The following is a 14848-nucleotide window of genomic DNA, read 5'->3' as shown; positions in this document are numbered from 1 at the left end:
GGCAGTCTGACCCAGAGGTCAGACGTCAACCACATCCACGGTCTGGCCTTTAAGCGCCAAAGCGACTTCGCCACGGCATAGGCGCAATGCGTCCCGCCCGAACACCTCGGCCCGCCAACCAGAGAGCGATTTAACATCCCGCTCGCCTGCCGCGATCTGGTCAAGCTCTGCGGAATTGGCGATGAGCTTCGGAGCCACGCCGGTAATTTCGCACTTTGCCTTGAGCAAAACTCGCAAAAGATCGGCCAAGGCCGGATTGACCTGTAGCTTGTCGCGCGACCGATCCGGTCGTGGCAACTTGTCAGCCGGTTTCGACAAGCCCGCTTCAACGGCGGCAAGGATACCATCTGCAATATCGCCCCGCCGCGCCTCTCGTAGCAACAAGCGGCTACGGCCAAGGTCTTGGCCTGTTTTGGGTTTGGTTGAAGCAAGCTCGAGCAATGCATCATCCTTAAACACACGATTGCGCGGGATGTTGCGGCTCTGGGCATAGCTTTCACGGAACTTTGCAAGCTCCATAACCACGCCCATGAACTTGGCGCTGTTGGTGCGGGTTTTGACCCGCTTCCAAGCATTTTCTGGTTCGACGATATAGGTCGCGGGGCTCATGAGCACCTGAATTTCTTCTTCTACCCATTTAGACCGATTGGACTTCTTTAGTTCTTCGGCAAGGAACTCATAGATCACCCGCAGATGCGTCACATCGGCCAGCGCATAATTCTTTTGCGCATCAGTCAGCGGGCGGCGCGACCAATCGGTAAAGCGCGAGGTCTTGTCAATCTGGGCTTTGGCCACTTTCTTGACCAAGGTCTCATAGCCAACCTGCTCGCCGAACCCACAAACCATCGCGGCAATCTGGGTGTCAAACAGTGGCTTTGGAAGGACATTGCCCTCTATGTAGAAAATCTCGAGATCCTGCCGCGCGGCATGGAAGACCTTCACAACGTTTTCGTTGGCAAAGAGCTCATAAAGCGGCGCCAGCGACAGGCCTTCAACCAGCGGATCGACCAAAACTGCGTCTTCTTCGGCATCGCCTTTGACGGCCAATTGCACGAGGCAAAGTTTGGAATAATAGGTGCGCTCGCGCAGGAATTCCGTATCAACAGTCACATAGGGCATCGTGGCCGCCCTTTGACAAAAGGCTTCCAACTCGGCCGTCGTTGTAATGGTGATCATATAGCGCTGTACTTTTTCTTGTTCTTTCAGTTTCTGCGATCTTAGGCAAAGAGTTGCAGAAAGGAAAGAGAACCCGTCAGGACAAGTTCAAAAGCTCGCGTTCGCCTTTGATAAACCGACGCAGCACCGCCGGATAAAGCTTATGTTCAAGAGGAAGGATACGTGCCGCAAGCCCATCGGGCGTGTCTCCTTCAAGAATTGGCACCCGCGCTTGGCCGAGAATCGGGCCTCCATCAAGCTCCGCGGTCACTTCATGCACGGAACATCCAGCTTCGGCATCGCCTGCTTCGATTGCACGAGCATGGGTGTTTAACCCTTTGTATTTCGGAAGCAGCGATGGATGGATATTGAGCATCCGCCCTTCCCAACGCGCCGTGAATTCCGGTGTCAGGATACGCATGAACCCTGCGAGGCAAATCACATCTGGCTCTGCACGCTCCAAGGCGTCTGTCACAGCAGCATCAAATGCCGCGCGGTCTTTGCCGAACGGACGGTGATCAATCGCGACAGTCTCGATCCCGCGCGCAGCCGCTTTGGCAAGACCGCCTGCATCAGGGTTGTTCGACAGCACCAAACAGGGGCGTGCGGGATGATCGCCCACCATATCCTCACAGAGCGACACCATGTTGGAGCCCCCCCCTGAGATCAGGATTGCAACGCGTTTGCTCAAAGAAGCGACCCTGTATAGCGAACGCCTTCGCCCTTGGTCACACGGCCAATGGTAAATACTGTTTCACCCTCTGCACTTAGCAATTCAGCAATTGCCTCAGCGCGGCTTGCGTCAACCGAAAGCACCATACCGATACCAGAGTTGAAGGTCTTGAGCAGTTCGGCCTCTTCGATTTTGGCGACACCAGCGAGCCAGCTAAATACCGGCGGCAACTCCCATGCACCAAGATCGATATCTGCGCCTAGCCCTTCCGGCAAAACACGCGGCAAGTTTTCTGTGAGACCGCCACCTGTGATATGGGCAAGAGCATGCACCCCGCCTGCCCGCACAGCAGCAAGCGTTTGCTTAACATAGAGGCGTGTCGGCGCCAGAAGTGCCGCGCCAAGCGAACCCTCTCCAAAGGGCGAGTCGGCGTCCCAGCCAAGGCCCGAAACCTCAACAATTTTTCGTACCAGAGAATACCCGTTGGAATGCACACCATCGCTCGCCAAACCAAGCAGCACATCGCCTTCAGCGACGTCTGCAGGCAAGTCAGCGCCGCGTTCCATCGCGCCAACGGCAAACCCCGCGAGGTCAAAATCGCCGTCATGGTACATGCCTGGCATCTCGGCGGTTTCGCCACCGATCAGCGCCGCCCCCGAAAGCTCGCAGCCTTTGGCAATGCCATTGATGATCGCTGTGGCCTGATCCAGTTCAAGTTTGCCTGTGGCGAAATAATCAAGGAAAAACAGTGGCTCCGCGCCCTGACACACAAGATCGTTTACGCACATTGCGACAAGATCAATGCCGATTGTATCCACATTGCCCGTATCAATCGCAATTCGAAGCTTGGTGCCGACACCATCGGTTGCTGCAACCAGAATTGGGTCTTTATAGCCAGCATCCTTAAGGTCAAAGAGCGCCCCAAATCCGCCGAGACCAGCCATCACACCAGATCGCGCGGTCTTTTTTGCAGCTGGCTTGATCCGGTCGATCAGCGCGTTGCCTGCGTCAATATCCACGCCTGCGTCTGCATAGGTCAGGCCGTTTTTTCCTTGGGTCATCGGAGCACCTTTCTCGCTGTTGGCGCTGCTTTAGCCTAAGGGTGGTTAAATTGGAACCTTCATTGCGCGTTTGACAGCCAGAAATTAGCGCGACATGCAGAATTCTGTTCCACAAAGACGAACGGATAACGCTCAATAACCTGTGCGAATTGGTGACCTATTGGAAAACAACGCCCGCCCATAGCCAATGCCGCTTGACGCCCCTAGCGAAGCTGCGTAATCAACCCGTCAGGCGGGCCTGTAGCTCAATTGGTTAGAGCAGAGCGCTCATAACGCTTTGGTTGGGGGTTCAAGTCCCTCCGGGCCTACCATTTCCGCCAGTTTTCCGATTATTTTCGTAAAAACGCTACCGAGCCAGGATCAAATCCGCCTGCAAGCCACCCAAACGTTCGCTGCGCCCAAGTTTCAGCGCTCCACCATGGGTGCGCGCCACATCAGCAGCAATCGCCAAGCCAAGCCCAACACCTGATCCCCTGTTCTGATTTCGTGCCGGAACCAGCCTTGAAAACGGTTTAAGCGCTTCTTCCCGATCTGCCTTAGGTATGCCAGGGCCAGGGTCCTCAACTGAAATCCGCAATGTTCGCTCTGTGGCTGTGATGCTCACCTCTGCAGCGCCACCGTAGCGCAGCGCGTTCATAAGCAGGTTATCCAAAGCACGACGCACCCCAACCGGACGCAGCATAAACAAATCTGTTTCTTCAATGCCGCTGACCTCGACAAGCTGCACATCCCCGCCGCCACGGCGCAAATCAGCAATCGAGGCCGTTACCAAAGGAAGAAGTGCGCATTCCACAGCTTCTTCGCCAACATCGGAACGCGCGAACTCAAGAAAAGCGTCAAGCAACCGCTCCATCTCGTTCACGTCTTCTTCGAGCGCTTTCACATCATCACTTTGCTCCAGCATCGAAAGCCCAAGCTTAAAGCGAGTCAGCGGACTTCTAAGATCATGCGATACACCCGACAGCATCATGGTCCGCTGCTCGATATGTCGCTCGATACGGTGCCGCATATCAAGAAACGCCCGCCCCGCTGCCCGGACCTCTAGCGCTCCGGATGGGCGATACGGCACCACGCGCCCCTTACCAAAAGCAGAGGATGCCTTCGCAAGACGTCGGATCGGACGCATTTGATTGCGCAAGAAAATAAATGAAATAATTGCCAGCAGGATTGACGTTGAAAGCGTCAGAACAAGAAGCTGGTGTGGATTTCGCGCCGATACGCGCGAGCGCTGGAACACGACTCGAATTTGTCCATGATCGGTCGGAAGCCACAAAAGCACACGGCTCCAACTTCGGGCCAGATTGACCTCGACGCCCTCTGGAAATTGCTCCTCCAGTGTCGCGATAATCGACCGGCCGGACAGGTCAACAAAACTGCGCGACGTTGCCGCTTCCTCATCATCTCGGAACAAGATCGACAGTCCGAATTCCTGTGACAAGTCCTGTGCAACGCCAACGGCCTCGGCCTCACTCTCTGCTTCGTTGATCCTTTCGACGACATAGCGCAGTTCATATGACAGATTGTTTGTCATTTGCGCTGTAACGTCGTCATATAGACGCTGAACGAAGATGATCGACACCACAATCTGGATTACCACAATTGGCAACAACAGAATGAGCGAGGCCCGCGCGTAAATACCGCGCGGCGTAAATTTCTTTAGCCAGGCAAAGAACATGCCAAACCGTACCCAAGCCCTTGCGATTAGGAAAGCCGCATAATGACGACCGCGCCAAAAGATATTGCTGTCTTAACCAAGCCGCCACAAGCCGGACAGATCACGGACCTTGCCGATGGCCTTCGTGTTCTCCTTGCGCCTAATCCCTCGCCTATGACCTATTGGGGTACAAACACCTATTTCATCGGCACGGACAACATCGCGATCATCGATCCCGGCCCAGACAATCCAGATCACCTCAAAGCAATATTAGAAGCTGTCGGCACTTCCGAGGTGAGCGCCATCCTTGTTACTCATAGTCATCTTGATCACTCCCCCCTCGCCCGACAACTATCTTTGGCATGCGGCGCACCGATCTATGCGTTCGGCAAATCGACCGACGGCCGCACTCCTCAAATGAACGCGCTCGCGGCGACAGGTGATATTGAAGGCGGCGAAGGCGTGGACACCGACTTTGCGCCAGATCAACGCCTCGCCGATGGTCAAACCCTAAAAGTAGGGTCACACACCCTTACAGCAATTCATACGCCCGGTCATTTCTGCAATCACCTTTGCTTTCGCTGGGGGGATCTCCTGTTTTCTGGCGATCACATAATGGGATGGGCAAGCACGCTCATCTCACCGCCAGACGGCGACCTAAGCCAATATCGCGCGTCACTTGATAAGTTGCTTGGCACCGGTGCCGAGTACCTTCTACCAGGCCACGGGCCCGCGGTTTCAGAGCCCGACTCTGTGATCCAAGCGCTGCGCAAACACCGGAATGACCGCGAGTCGCAGATACTTGCCGCGCTTACGGATGAACCACAGTCTCTCTCCGCGATCACTCACAAAATCTATACCGACATCCCCAAAGCCCTGCTCCCTGCGGCCTCTCGTAACACCCTCGCGCATCTCATTGATTTGAATAATAAGAATATTGCAAGAGTTTCTGGACCGCTTGGAACACGCGGACAATATTCGCTAATTACCAAGAGTTAGCTGTTTTTTTGATTTTTCTGTCAAATCCCTCTGGACGCCGCAAAACCGAGTTGCTATATCGCCCGTCATGGTCCGGCGTAGCTCAGCGGTAGAGCAGTTGACTGTTAATCAATTGGTCGTAGGTTCGATCCCTACCGCCGGAGCCAATTAACCCCTTAGGTCTCAAAGGTTTGAGGGTATTTTTCCGCAAATATATAAAACTGACGCAAACGCATCTCGTTTTGCGGTTAGTCTGCCGTCGTGTGATGAAAAGTCATGCGTCAATTCGGGCTTCATTGCGAGCACCGTGACCTTCAGCGGCGGGATCATTGGGCAGATTGAGCATGACGGATAGGCCATCTGCTCCGACGTAAACGCTCGACACCCTAAAAACGTGAGCCCCCGAACCTGCTGAGTAATTATGCCATTCATAACGCATTCATTCAGGGCGTATTGAGCAACGGCGATCACACGCAGTCAAATCTCGACAAGTTCGAAAAGTGGAAAACGGAACAGGCCTAAGCGCACGACTGAGACTGATCGGGTTCCAATTATCAGCCGCCCTAAAAAAAGGCCCCCGACGCGGTGCGTGGGGGCCTTATTCATTTGATCCGCAGTTTGGCAGATATCTAGGGCATTGCTTTATGCCAGATCATACCGATCTGCGTTCATGACCTTGGTCCATGCGGCAACAAAGTCATTGACGAATTTCGCGCCATTGTCGTCTTGGGCATACACCTCGGCATAAGCGCGAAGGACGGAGTTCGAGCCGAACACAAGATCAACGCGCGTTGCTGTCCACTTGGTTTCACCAGTAGCGCGGTCGTTGATGTTATAGGTTGATTTGCTCGCTGGCTCCCACTTATTCGCCATATCGGTGAGGTTCACAAAGAAATCGGTGCTTAGCGCGCCGGGTTTATTTGTGAATACGCCATGCCCTGTGCCGCCGTAGTTGGTGCCCATAACGCGCATTCCGCCGACAAGTACAGTCATCTCTTTGGCTGTCAGCCCCATGAGCTGTGCACGATCAAGCAGCATCTCTTCAGGTGTCACAACGAAATCGGCTTTGGTGAAGTTGCGGAACCCATCTGCATTTGGCTCAAGCGGAGCGAAAGACTCTTCATCGGTCATTTCCGCACTCGCATCGCCACGTCCGGGTGCGAACGGAACAGTCACGTCATAGCCTGCCGCTTTGGCAGCCTGCTCAACGCCAAGGTTACCGCCCAGAACGATCAAATCGGCAATCGATGCGCCAGTTTCTGCGCTCAGGCCTTCGTAAACCGCAAGCACTTTGGCAAGCTGCTCTGGCTCGTTTGCAACCCAGTCTTTCTGTGGCGCAAGGCGGATACGAGCACCATTGGCACCACCACGCATGTCAGAGCCGCGGAACGTGCGCGCGCTGTCCCATGCAGTTGTAACCAACTCAGTGAGAGACAGACCGGAGTTTGCGATTGCTTCCTTGGCCTTCTCTACATCATATCCTGTGCTACCAGCTGGAACCGGATCCTGCCAGATCAGATCTTCTTTAGGTGCATCCGGCCCGATATAGCGTTGGTTCGGTCCCATATCGCGGTGGGTAAGTTTGAACCATGCGCGCGCGAACGTCTCTTCGAAGTACTTCGGATCTGCCATGAATTTCTGACAAATCGCGTTGAATCCCGGATCCATTTTCATGGCCATATCCGCATCTGTCATCATCGGATTGCGGCGCTTTGATGGATCGGAAGCATCAAGCGGCTTGTCTTCTTCCTTAATGTCCACCGGCTCCCACTGTTGCGCGCCCGCGGGAGATTTCCGCAGTTCCCACTCATGGCCGAACAGCATTTCGAAAAAGCCCATGTCAAACTTGGTTGGCTCTGCTGTCCATGCGCCTTCGATACCGGATGTTACAGCCTTGCTCGCCAGTCCATTTTGGTTGGCGTTGCTCCAGCCCATACCCTGATCTTCAAGGCCAGCGGCTTCCGGCTCTGCACCGAGCGTTTCCGCATCGCCATTGCCGTGCGCTTTACCAACAGTGTGACCACCCGCAGTCAGCGCGGCGGTTTCTTCGTCGTTCATCGCCATACGGCTAAAGGTTTCGCGAATATGCTGGGCTGTTTTGAGAGGATCAGGCGTTCCGTTTACACCTTCCGGGTTCACGTAGATGAGGCCCATCTGAACAGCAGCGAGTGGGTTTTCCATGGTATCGGGCTTACCCACGTCGCCATAACGCTCGTCACTTGGCGCAAGCCATTCTTTCTCCGCGCCCCAATACACGTCTTTCTCTGGGTGCCAGATATCCTCTCGGCCAAAGGAGAAGCCGAATGTTTTAAGGCCCATATCTTCATAAGCGATTGTGCCGGACAGAACGATCAGATCAGCCCAGCTAAGCTTGTTACCGTATTTCTTTTTCAACGGCCAAAGCAGGCGACGCGCCTTATCAAGGCTTGCGTTATCTGGCCAAGAGTTCAACGGCGCAAAACGGATGTTGCCGCCACCAGCACCACCACGTCCATCGGCAAGACGATAAGAACCAGCAGAGTGCCACGCCAAACGGATCATCAAACCGCCATAGTGCCCCCAGTCCGCAGGCCACCATTCCTGACTGTCCTTCAGAAGTGCGCGCATGTCTTCTTTGACCGCTTCGAAATCCAGAGATTTCACTTCTTCACGATAGTCGAAATCTTCGCCCATCGGGTTTGTCTTGGTGTCGTGCTGATGAAGAATGTCGAGGTTCAACGCCTTGGGCCACCACGCCATCACTGTATCACCCGATTCGGTGAGTGCACCGTGCATGACGGGGCATCCGCCGCCTGAAGTATCCGAAGGTTTCGTCATGTTTTATTCCTCTTTGCTGGCCGTCGATTCCCCGTATCGGGGCACTGCGGGCGTTTTGATTTGGCGCTAAACTAGCAGCAGCAACCAATTTAAAAAAATTGCAAATACCTATTCGCATGATTAAAAAAACTTATGACAAGAATCTCGATGAAACAGCTGTTCTATTTCGAAGCATTGGCCCGCCATCTACATTTCGGGCATGCCGCTGAAGTCTGTAATATATCTCAACCCGCGCTCTCGATCCAAATCAAGGAGCTTGAGGCACAGCTTGGTGTTTCGTTGGTTGAACGCTCTTCCAAAAATATCCGCCTCACCCCTTTTGGCGAAGACATTGCCGCCCGCGCCCGCGCAATCTTGCAAGAGGTCGAAGCGCTCGAAGCATCGGCCCGTACGGCGCGGCGGCCCTTTCACGGTCGCATTCGTATTGGAGTTATTCCAACGGTCGCGCCATACTATCTCCCACGGTTCATTGCGCATCTAACGCGCCGTTTCCCGGACCTCGAACCGCAATTGCGCGAGGCAATGACAGGTTCGCTGATCGACGACCTCAACCAAGGGCGCCTCGATGTAGCGATCGTTGCCTTGCCGATTTCAGAGCCCACACTCCATGAGCGCGCATTGTTCGAAGAAGAGTTCGTCTTGGTGCGCCCTGCAAACGAAGAAGGATCCCCCGTGCCCGATGTTTCGCAACTTCGGGAAATGAGATTACTCCTGCTGGAAGAAGGGCATTGCTTCCGCGATCAGGCTTTAAGTTTTTGCGGCCTTGCGCCCACCAAAGCGCGGGACATCATGGAAGGCAGCTCTCTCTCTACGCTGGTGCAAATGGTCGGCGCGGGGATTGGCGTTACGCTCATTCCCGAAATGGCTGTTTCAATTGATGGTGCTGCCTCGCCTGTTTCGATCTCTCGCCTTGCATCCCCTGCCCCAAAACGCACGATTGGAATGGTCTGGCGACATACGAACCCGCTCGCTCCACAGCTTGAAACCATCGCCACGACAATTGAGCAAGAAATGGAATGAACGCCTAGCTCGCGAAAACTTTGTCCAGATCTGTAAACCCTTTGATCTCGATCGGATTGCCGGACGGATCACAGAAGAACATGGTCGCCTGCTCGCCCTCTTGCCCTTCAAACCGAAGAACTGGCTCGATCACGAACTCAACGTCGTTTGCCTTAAGGCGCTCTGCCATCGCCTTCCAGTCGTCCATTTGAAGAACCACGCCAAGATGCGGCATCTGGACCATATGATCTCCAACCTTACCCGTTGGCGCTGTTTTGAACGGCTCGCCAAGATGCATGGAAATCTGGTGACCGAAAAACGAAAAATCGACCCAAGTGTCGGTTGATCTCCCTTCTTTGCAGCCCAGAACATCGCCATAAAAGGTGCGGGTCTCGTCCAAATCTCGGACGTTATAGGCAAGGTGGAATGGCGTCAGCATGGAGGGTTCCTTTTTGTTCGGATACACGCACACCCAATCACGGCAGCGCAGAAGGTAAAAGCCAAATTAGCGTGCACTTAGGCTGTCACACATCAACAACTCTCCGTAACACACCGAAACAATGCGTGATTTTCACGAAAATTTGCACGAAACGGCACGAAAAACCCACAATTCGGCCTTTGAGATTTCGCGATCCTTTGCAACACTTCCTGCGTGGGGATGATTAACGAGTAACCATGCAGGAGTATGCGTCATGGCCCCAGAGAGCGAGCGCAACAACAGCGACAACGAACCACCGGATACAACCGCGTCAAACGACGCATCTGCTTCCACTCCCCCTTCCGAGTATCATCAAGACATTCGCGCTGATGCAGATAGCGACGAGGGAGACAACTCCCAGAGCATCACGGATTGGGCCAGTATTTAGGTATTACTTTCCGAGTAGGCTTTTCAGGTTTCGCGGCCTGCGCTAGGTTTGTTCATCGAATTCACCGATTGTGAGTACATGTCTGACCAAACCAAATCCGAACCGGTTTCCTCTATCCGCAATTTGGGCGAAGCCTCGAATGCGTCATTTGCCCGCGCCGGTATCCATTCAGCAGAACAGCTTCGCGAGCTTGGCCCCGATGAGGCATATCGATTGCTAATCAAGTCCGGCACGCGCCCGCATTTCATCGGCTATTACGCGCTGGTCATGGGGTTGATGGGACGCACATGGAATGACTGCAAAGGCAAAGAAAAAGATGACCTGCGCAAGCGGTTTGACAAGATCAAAGCCGAGACAGCTCCTGCGCCTCTTGCCGGAATTGAGAAAATCCTTAACGAAATTGGCGTGCGCGCGCCTGACTAAACCGGCGATCGCGCACAAAAAAGCCCGCACCAATTGGCGCGGGCCTTTCCGTAAGTTCTGCCGTATGGCTTAGCCAACCAGCTCGAGACCGGAGAAGAAGAATGCGATTTCTTCTGCGGCTGTTTCTGGAGCGTCGGAACCGTGAACCGAGTTTTCGCCGATGGACAGAGCGAATTCCTTGCGGATTGTGCCTTCAGCGGCTTCTGCTGGGTTTGTTGCGCCCATAACTTCGCGGTTTTTCGCGATAGCGTCTTCACCCTCAAGAACCTGAACAACGATTGGCTCGGAGATCATGAATTCACAGAGTTCGTCAAAGAAGGGGCGCTCTTTGTGTACGCCATAAAACTGCTGTGCTTGTGCAAGTGTCAGCTGGATGCGCTTGCTTGCAACGATGCGCAGGCCGGCTTCTTCGAACTTGGCGATGATTTGACCAGTGAGGTTACGCTTTGTTGCGTCTGGTTTGATGATCGAGAATGTGCGTTGGATAGCCATTTTGATGTCTTTCGATTGATGCCCGCAAAGATTGGGCGGTTACACAGCGCCGCGCCCACCATCAGCGACCACGGCAAAAAATATCGCCGCCCTGCTAACACGGGTTTGCGCGCTTGAAAAGCGGCGATTGACCGCGCCGCCGCAATGGGGCAAACCCCGCCCATGTTGAAAATTTCTGATATCTCCTATTCGGTCGATGGCCGCCCGCTTTTGCAAAACGCTTCGGTCACGATTCCGAATGGGCATAAGGTCGGGATTGTTGGCCGCAACGGCACCGGAAAAACCACACTGTTTCGGCTCATTTGGGGGGAATTGGCGCTTGAGGGCGGCGAGATCTCCATTCCCAAAGGCGCGCGTATGGGTGGCGTTTCTCAGGAAGTGCCCTCAAACGAAGTCTCGCTGATCAATACCGTATTGGCCGCAGACACCGAGCGCGCGAGCCTTATGGCCGAGGCCGAAACGGCAACCGAGCCCAACCGCATTGCCGAAATTCAGACTCGCCTTTCCGACATCGATGCATGGAGTGCTGAGGCGCGCGCGGCTCAGATTCTCAAGGGACTTGGTTTTGATGCCGAGGCGCAGCTTCGCCCCTGCTCTGATTTCTCCGGCGGTTGGCGGATGCGGGTTGCTCTGGCGGCGGTTCTCTTTTCCAAGCCAGATTTACTCCTGCTCGACGAACCGACCAACTACCTCGACCTCGAAGGCGCGCTCTGGCTTGAAAGCTATCTTCAGAAGTATCCGCATACAGTATTGATTGTCTCGCACGACCGCGGGCTGCTCAATCGGGCGGTTGGCTCGATCCTGCATCTCGAAGACAAGAAGCTCACCTATTATCAGGTACCCTACGACAAATTCGCCGAGCAACGCGCCGCAAAGCTTGCCGTTGCCGCCGCCGAAGCCAAGAAGCAAGAAGCCCGCCGCGCGCATCTTCAGAGCTTTGTTGACCGCTTCAAAGCAAAGGCGTCCAAAGCCGTTCAGGCGCAAAGCCGTGTGAAGATGCTTGCCAAAATGAAGCCGATCAGCACGCCGCAGGAATCCGCGCTCAAGCGATTTTCCTTTCCTGCCCCTGAGGAGCTTTCACCACCGATCATCAATCTTGAATCCGCAAGCGTTGGGTATGGCGATACAGTTATCCTCAAGAATATGGACCTGCGGATTGATCAGGATGACCGCATTGCGCTGCTGGGCAAAAACGGTGAAGGCAAATCAACGCTGTCAAAGCTGCTGTCCGAGCGGCTTCCGGCCATGGGTGGACGTGTAACGCGGCACAACAAACTCCGCATCGGCTATTTTGCGCAGCATCAGGTGGATGAACTGCATATCGACGAAACGCCGATCGACCACCTGCGCCGCGTACGCCCATCTGAACTTCCGGCGCGCCACCGTGCGCGGCTGGCCGGTTTCGGGCTTGGTGCTGATCAGGCCGATACGCTTGTTGGGCGGCTTTCTGGTGGGCAAAAGGCGCGGCTCTCGCTTCTTCTCGCCACGATTGATGCGCCGCATCTCCTGATCCTCGACGAGCCAACAAACCACCTCGATATCGAGAGCCGCGAGGCGCTGGTTGAGGCACTGACCGAATATTCAGGCGCGGTCATCCTTGTGTCGCACGATATGCACCTTCTTTCGATGGTCGCGGACCGTCTATGGCTCGTCAAAGACGGCACGGTACGCCCCTATGACGAGGACTTGGAATCCTATCGCAAGCTGCTTTTAACAAGCGACACACCGAAAAAGGCCCGTGCGGCCAAGGCGGCCAACAAACCCAAACGCGCTACGGGTGACCAACTCAAGGCGCTGCGCGCTGAGGTGCGCACTTGCGAAGAACGGGTTGCAAAGCTCAACGACATGAGCGACCGTCTTGCCAAGAAACTCGCGGACCCCGAGCTTTACGAAGATGGCAAAGCCGGAGAAGCCGAGGTCTGGCAAAAGAAATACGGCGAAGTACGTGACGCGATGGACCGCGCCGAATCCATGTGGATGCGCGCGCTGGAAAAACTGGAGAAGGCAGAGAGTTGAGCCTCGAAATTAGTTCTCTAATCACGGCATTTGTCATGCTGTTTGTGGTGATCGACCCTATCGGGCTCGCACCGCTCTACATGACAATGACCCGTGGCATGCGCGTTGAGAAACGCCGCAAAATTGCGATCCGCGCTTGCGTAACTTCTGTCGGAATTCTGACGCTGTTCGGGCTATTTGGCGAAGCCGTGCTTGGATTCGTCGGCATTTCCATGCCTGCGTTCCGCATTGCGGGGGGTGTCCTTTTATTCCTAACGGCTCTCGAAATGCTGTTTGACAAGCGCGCCAAACGGCGCGGCGATCAAGCCGCTGAGGCCACGGCCGACGAAGATGATGATGACCCCTCGATTTTCCCATTGGCGACCCCGTTGCTCGCTGGTCCGGGATCGATCGCGACGATGATCCTTTTGGTGGGGCAAGCAGAGACAGCCATGGGCGTTATTGCCGTTCATGCGGTAATGATCTCGGTCATCCTCTGTGCCATGCTGATGTTTCTGGCATCTGTACCGATTGAACGCGCGCTTGGCCCAACTGGCATCAATGTTCTCAGCCGCTTGCTCGGGATGTTGCTGGCTGCATTGGCTATTCAGTTTATCCTCGACGGGTTTACCAACTACACCCACAGTGTTTTCTAGAAACGGTTTTATGACCACATGACTGGAGCGCCCTATGTCCAGCGATGATCTTCCACGCCTGATTTACCTAATAATTCTCGGGGGAGCCGTGCTGAGCTGGTTCATCGCGGGAAACCGCCAGAGCATGAGCAAAACCATGCAGCAAGCTATTGTCTGGCTGCTGATATTCGTTGGCGTGGTGGCGGGTATCGGACTGTTTCAAGAGATCCGTGACGACCACAAAACCCAAATCTCAACTGATGGCGAGACGGTTACCCTTACGCGGCAGTCAGACGGGCATTTCTATGCCACTGCCGAAGTAAATGGCATGCCTATAGACTTTCTCGTGGACACGGGCGCGACAGATATTGTGCTCACACTTCAAGATGCAGAGAAGCTCGGATTTGCGCGCGAGGATTTGCATTTCCTAGGCAGCGCTCAAACCGCAAATGGTTCCGTCAAAACCGCACGCATCCGCCTTGACAGTGTCCAACTCGAAACCCACGATGCCCGTGATATCCGCGCATTTGTCAACGAAGGCGCGCTTTCGATTTCGCTTCTGGGAATGGAATATCTTGAAGGGTTTTCGCGGATTGAGATCGCAGGAAACCGCATGATCCTGTCGCCCTAGTTGCGATTATTTGCTCTCGGCCTTTTTCGCCCAAGAGCCCGTTTCTTCGGACCAATAAACAGCCTTAACCCCCTCGCCCGTCAGGGATTTCCACTGGGCGCGCGCGCGGTCCACATCTTCAGGCTTGTTGCCATCAAACAGGATACTAACCCGCTGCATCGCTTCGGCGTCTTGCTTGGTTACTTCGGCGCCATCAACAGCAATGACACTGGTGGCACCGTTTTCGCTCTCTGCTTTAAACGTCAGGAGTATCGGCTGATCGGCATCATGATCACCGCCCACGACTCCGTGGGGCAGAAATCCGTCGTTCCGCTCGCTCCAGAGCGCCGTATCGAGATGGGAAAGGTATTGCGGGTCTTGACCACGCACAGCAACGCGCCACCCCGCTTGAAGCGATTTTTCAAGCAGAGTGTAAAGCGTTGAAACCAAAGGTTTCTGTGTGACGTGGTAGAAATAAACCTCGCCCATC

Annotated in this window: 15 protein-coding genes and 2 tRNA genes; 9 read left to right on the top strand and 8 right to left on the bottom strand. The window is 54.6% G+C overall.

All coding sequences use genetic code 11. The annotated features are described in order from the left end of the window. Nucleotides 1-18 precede the first annotated feature (18 nt). The 3 genes from rnd to purM all read right to left on the bottom strand — a co-directional run bounded on the left by rnd (nucleotide 19) and on the right by purM (nucleotide 2889). The gene (gene rnd, locus OU789_RS05500; RefSeq protein ID WP_274653962.1) at nucleotides 19-1176 is read right to left on the bottom strand and encodes a ribonuclease D; all 1158 of its coding nucleotides are present in this window, start codon (nucleotides 1174-1176) and stop codon (nucleotides 19-21) included. A 76-nt stretch (nucleotides 1177-1252) separates the two neighbouring features. After that, nucleotides 1253-1846, bottom strand: a complete 594-nt coding sequence (gene purN, locus OU789_RS05495) for a phosphoribosylglycinamide formyltransferase (RefSeq protein ID WP_274653960.1) — start codon at nucleotides 1844-1846, stop codon at nucleotides 1253-1255. Continuing rightward, on the bottom strand, nucleotides 1843-2889 hold the full coding sequence (purM, locus tag OU789_RS05490) for a phosphoribosylformylglycinamidine cyclo-ligase (protein ID WP_274653958.1): 1047 nt from the start codon (nucleotides 2887-2889) through the stop codon (nucleotides 1843-1845). The genes purN and purM overlap by 4 nt, the downstream gene beginning before the upstream one ends. Before the next feature lie 234 nt (nucleotides 2890-3123). Here purM and OU789_RS05485 point away from each other — a divergent pair. Next, nucleotides 3124-3200: transfer RNA gene (locus OU789_RS05485), tRNA-Ile, on the top strand. A gap of 35 nt (nucleotides 3201-3235) precedes the next feature. On the opposite strand, the gene OU789_RS05480 is transcribed toward OU789_RS05485, so the two are convergent. Next, nucleotides 3236-4564, bottom strand: a complete 1329-nt coding sequence (locus OU789_RS05480; protein ID WP_274653956.1) for an ATP-binding protein — start codon at nucleotides 4562-4564, stop codon at nucleotides 3236-3238. 42 nt (nucleotides 4565-4606) lie between these two features. Between OU789_RS05480 and OU789_RS05475 the strand changes: the two genes are divergently transcribed. Continuing rightward, on the top strand, nucleotides 4607-5542 hold the full coding sequence (locus tag OU789_RS05475) for an MBL fold metallo-hydrolase (RefSeq protein ID WP_274653954.1): 936 nt from the start codon (nucleotides 4607-4609) through the stop codon (nucleotides 5540-5542). A gap of 71 nt (nucleotides 5543-5613) precedes the next feature. Beyond that, nucleotides 5614-5688 (top strand) — tRNA-Asn (locus tag OU789_RS05470). A 475-nt stretch (nucleotides 5689-6163) separates the two neighbouring features. Here the strand turns inward: OU789_RS05470 and katG are convergent. Next, nucleotides 6164-8338, bottom strand: coding sequence for a catalase/peroxidase HPI (gene katG, locus OU789_RS05465; RefSeq protein WP_274653952.1), 2175 nt, complete (start codon nucleotides 8336-8338; stop codon nucleotides 6164-6166). Between the two features lie 132 nt (nucleotides 8339-8470). Between katG and OU789_RS05460 the strand changes: the two genes are divergently transcribed. Then, nucleotides 8471-9358 (top strand): hydrogen peroxide-inducible genes activator, encoded by an 888-nt coding sequence (locus tag OU789_RS05460; RefSeq protein ID WP_274653950.1) that lies wholly within the window; start codon nucleotides 8471-8473, stop codon nucleotides 9356-9358. A 4-nt stretch (nucleotides 9359-9362) separates the two neighbouring features. On the opposite strand, the gene OU789_RS05455 is transcribed toward OU789_RS05460, so the two are convergent. Beyond that, nucleotides 9363-9776, bottom strand: coding sequence for a VOC family protein (locus OU789_RS05455; protein WP_274653948.1), 414 nt, complete (start codon nucleotides 9774-9776; stop codon nucleotides 9363-9365). A gap of 253 nt (nucleotides 9777-10029) precedes the next feature. Here OU789_RS05455 and OU789_RS05450 point away from each other — a divergent pair, with 253 nt between their 5' ends. Both OU789_RS05450 and OU789_RS05445 read left to right on the top strand, forming a co-directional pair. Continuing rightward, nucleotides 10030-10203: a hypothetical protein gene (locus OU789_RS05450; RefSeq protein ID WP_274653946.1), complete on the top strand. Its 174-nt coding sequence runs from the start codon at nucleotides 10030-10032 to the stop codon at nucleotides 10201-10203. A 78-nt stretch (nucleotides 10204-10281) separates the two neighbouring features. Further along, entirely contained in the window at nucleotides 10282-10626 is a 345-nt protein-coding gene (locus OU789_RS05445) for a TfoX/Sxy family DNA transformation protein (RefSeq protein WP_274653944.1), read from the top strand. Between the two features lie 69 nt (nucleotides 10627-10695). Here the strand turns inward: OU789_RS05445 and ndk are convergent, their stop codons facing one another. Continuing rightward, nucleotides 10696-11118 (bottom strand): nucleoside-diphosphate kinase, encoded by a 423-nt coding sequence (ndk, locus tag OU789_RS05440; RefSeq protein ID WP_263953463.1) that lies wholly within the window; start codon nucleotides 11116-11118, stop codon nucleotides 10696-10698. A 162-nt stretch (nucleotides 11119-11280) separates the two neighbouring features. Between ndk and OU789_RS05435 the strand changes: the two genes are divergently transcribed. The 3 genes from OU789_RS05435 to OU789_RS05425 are packed head-to-tail and all read left to right on the top strand — an operon-like array spanning nucleotide 11281 to nucleotide 14379. Beyond that, nucleotides 11281-13134, top strand: coding sequence for an ABC-F family ATP-binding cassette domain-containing protein (locus OU789_RS05435; protein WP_263953464.1), 1854 nt, complete (start codon nucleotides 11281-11283; stop codon nucleotides 13132-13134). Next, entirely contained in the window at nucleotides 13131-13769 is a 639-nt protein-coding gene (locus OU789_RS05430) for a MarC family protein (protein WP_274653942.1), read from the top strand. The genes OU789_RS05435 and OU789_RS05430 overlap by 4 nt, the downstream gene beginning before the upstream one ends. Before the next feature lie 34 nt (nucleotides 13770-13803). Next, a complete protein-coding gene (locus OU789_RS05425; RefSeq protein ID WP_274653940.1) occupies nucleotides 13804-14379 on the top strand; it encodes a retropepsin-like aspartic protease family protein in 576 nt (191 codons plus the stop codon). A gap of 6 nt (nucleotides 14380-14385) precedes the next feature. On the opposite strand, the gene OU789_RS05420 is transcribed toward OU789_RS05425, so the two are convergent. Continuing rightward, nucleotides 14386-14847 carry a DNA polymerase III subunit chi gene (locus OU789_RS05420; protein WP_263953467.1) on the bottom strand — a complete coding sequence of 154 codons (462 nt, stop codon included), beginning with the start codon at nucleotides 14845-14847 and terminating at the stop codon, nucleotides 14386-14388. Nucleotide 14848: the final 1 nt, after the last annotated feature.

The sequence above is a fragment of the Halocynthiibacter sp. C4 genome, assembly GCF_028823805.1.
Classification (GTDB): Bacteria; Pseudomonadota; Alphaproteobacteria; order Rhodobacterales; family Rhodobacteraceae; genus Falsihalocynthiibacter; species Falsihalocynthiibacter halioticoli.
This window is presented reverse-complemented; position numbering and strand designations above follow the sequence as displayed.

Excerpts from the sequence above, each read along its gene's own strand:
- rnd (WP_274653962.1), bottom strand. The coding sequence starts at position 1,176 with ATGATCACCATTACAACGACGGCCGAGTTGGAAGCCTTTTGTCAAAGG.
- purM (WP_274653958.1), bottom strand. The coding sequence starts at position 2,889 with ATGACCCAAGGAAAAAACGGCCTGACCTATGCAGACGCAGGCGTGGAT.
- OU789_RS05480 (WP_274653956.1), bottom strand. The coding sequence starts at position 4,564 with ATGTTCTTTGCCTGGCTAAAGAAATTTACGCCGCGCGGTATTTACGCG.
- OU789_RS05475 (WP_274653954.1), top strand. The coding sequence starts at position 4,607 with ATGACGACCGCGCCAAAAGATATTGCTGTCTTAACCAAGCCGCCACAA.
- katG (WP_274653952.1), bottom strand. The coding sequence starts at position 8,338 with ATGACGAAACCTTCGGATACTTCAGGCGGCGGATGCCCCGTCATGCAC.
- OU789_RS05460 (WP_274653950.1), top strand. The coding sequence starts at position 8,471 with ATGACAAGAATCTCGATGAAACAGCTGTTCTATTTCGAAGCATTGGCC.
- OU789_RS05455 (WP_274653948.1), bottom strand. The coding sequence starts at position 9,776 with ATGCTGACGCCATTCCACCTTGCCTATAACGTCCGAGATTTGGACGAG.
- OU789_RS05450 (WP_274653946.1), top strand. The coding sequence starts at position 10,030 with ATGGCCCCAGAGAGCGAGCGCAACAACAGCGACAACGAACCACCGGAT.
- OU789_RS05445 (WP_274653944.1), top strand. The coding sequence starts at position 10,282 with ATGTCTGACCAAACCAAATCCGAACCGGTTTCCTCTATCCGCAATTTG.
- ndk (WP_263953463.1), bottom strand. The coding sequence starts at position 11,118 with ATGGCTATCCAACGCACATTCTCGATCATCAAACCAGACGCAACAAAG.
- OU789_RS05435 (WP_263953464.1), top strand. The coding sequence starts at position 11,281 with ATGTTGAAAATTTCTGATATCTCCTATTCGGTCGATGGCCGCCCGCTT.
- OU789_RS05425 (WP_274653940.1), top strand. The coding sequence starts at position 13,804 with ATGTCCAGCGATGATCTTCCACGCCTGATTTACCTAATAATTCTCGGG.
- OU789_RS05420 (WP_263953467.1), bottom strand. The coding sequence starts at position 14,847 with ATGGGCGAGGTTTATTTCTACCACGTCACACAGAAACCTTTGGTTTCA.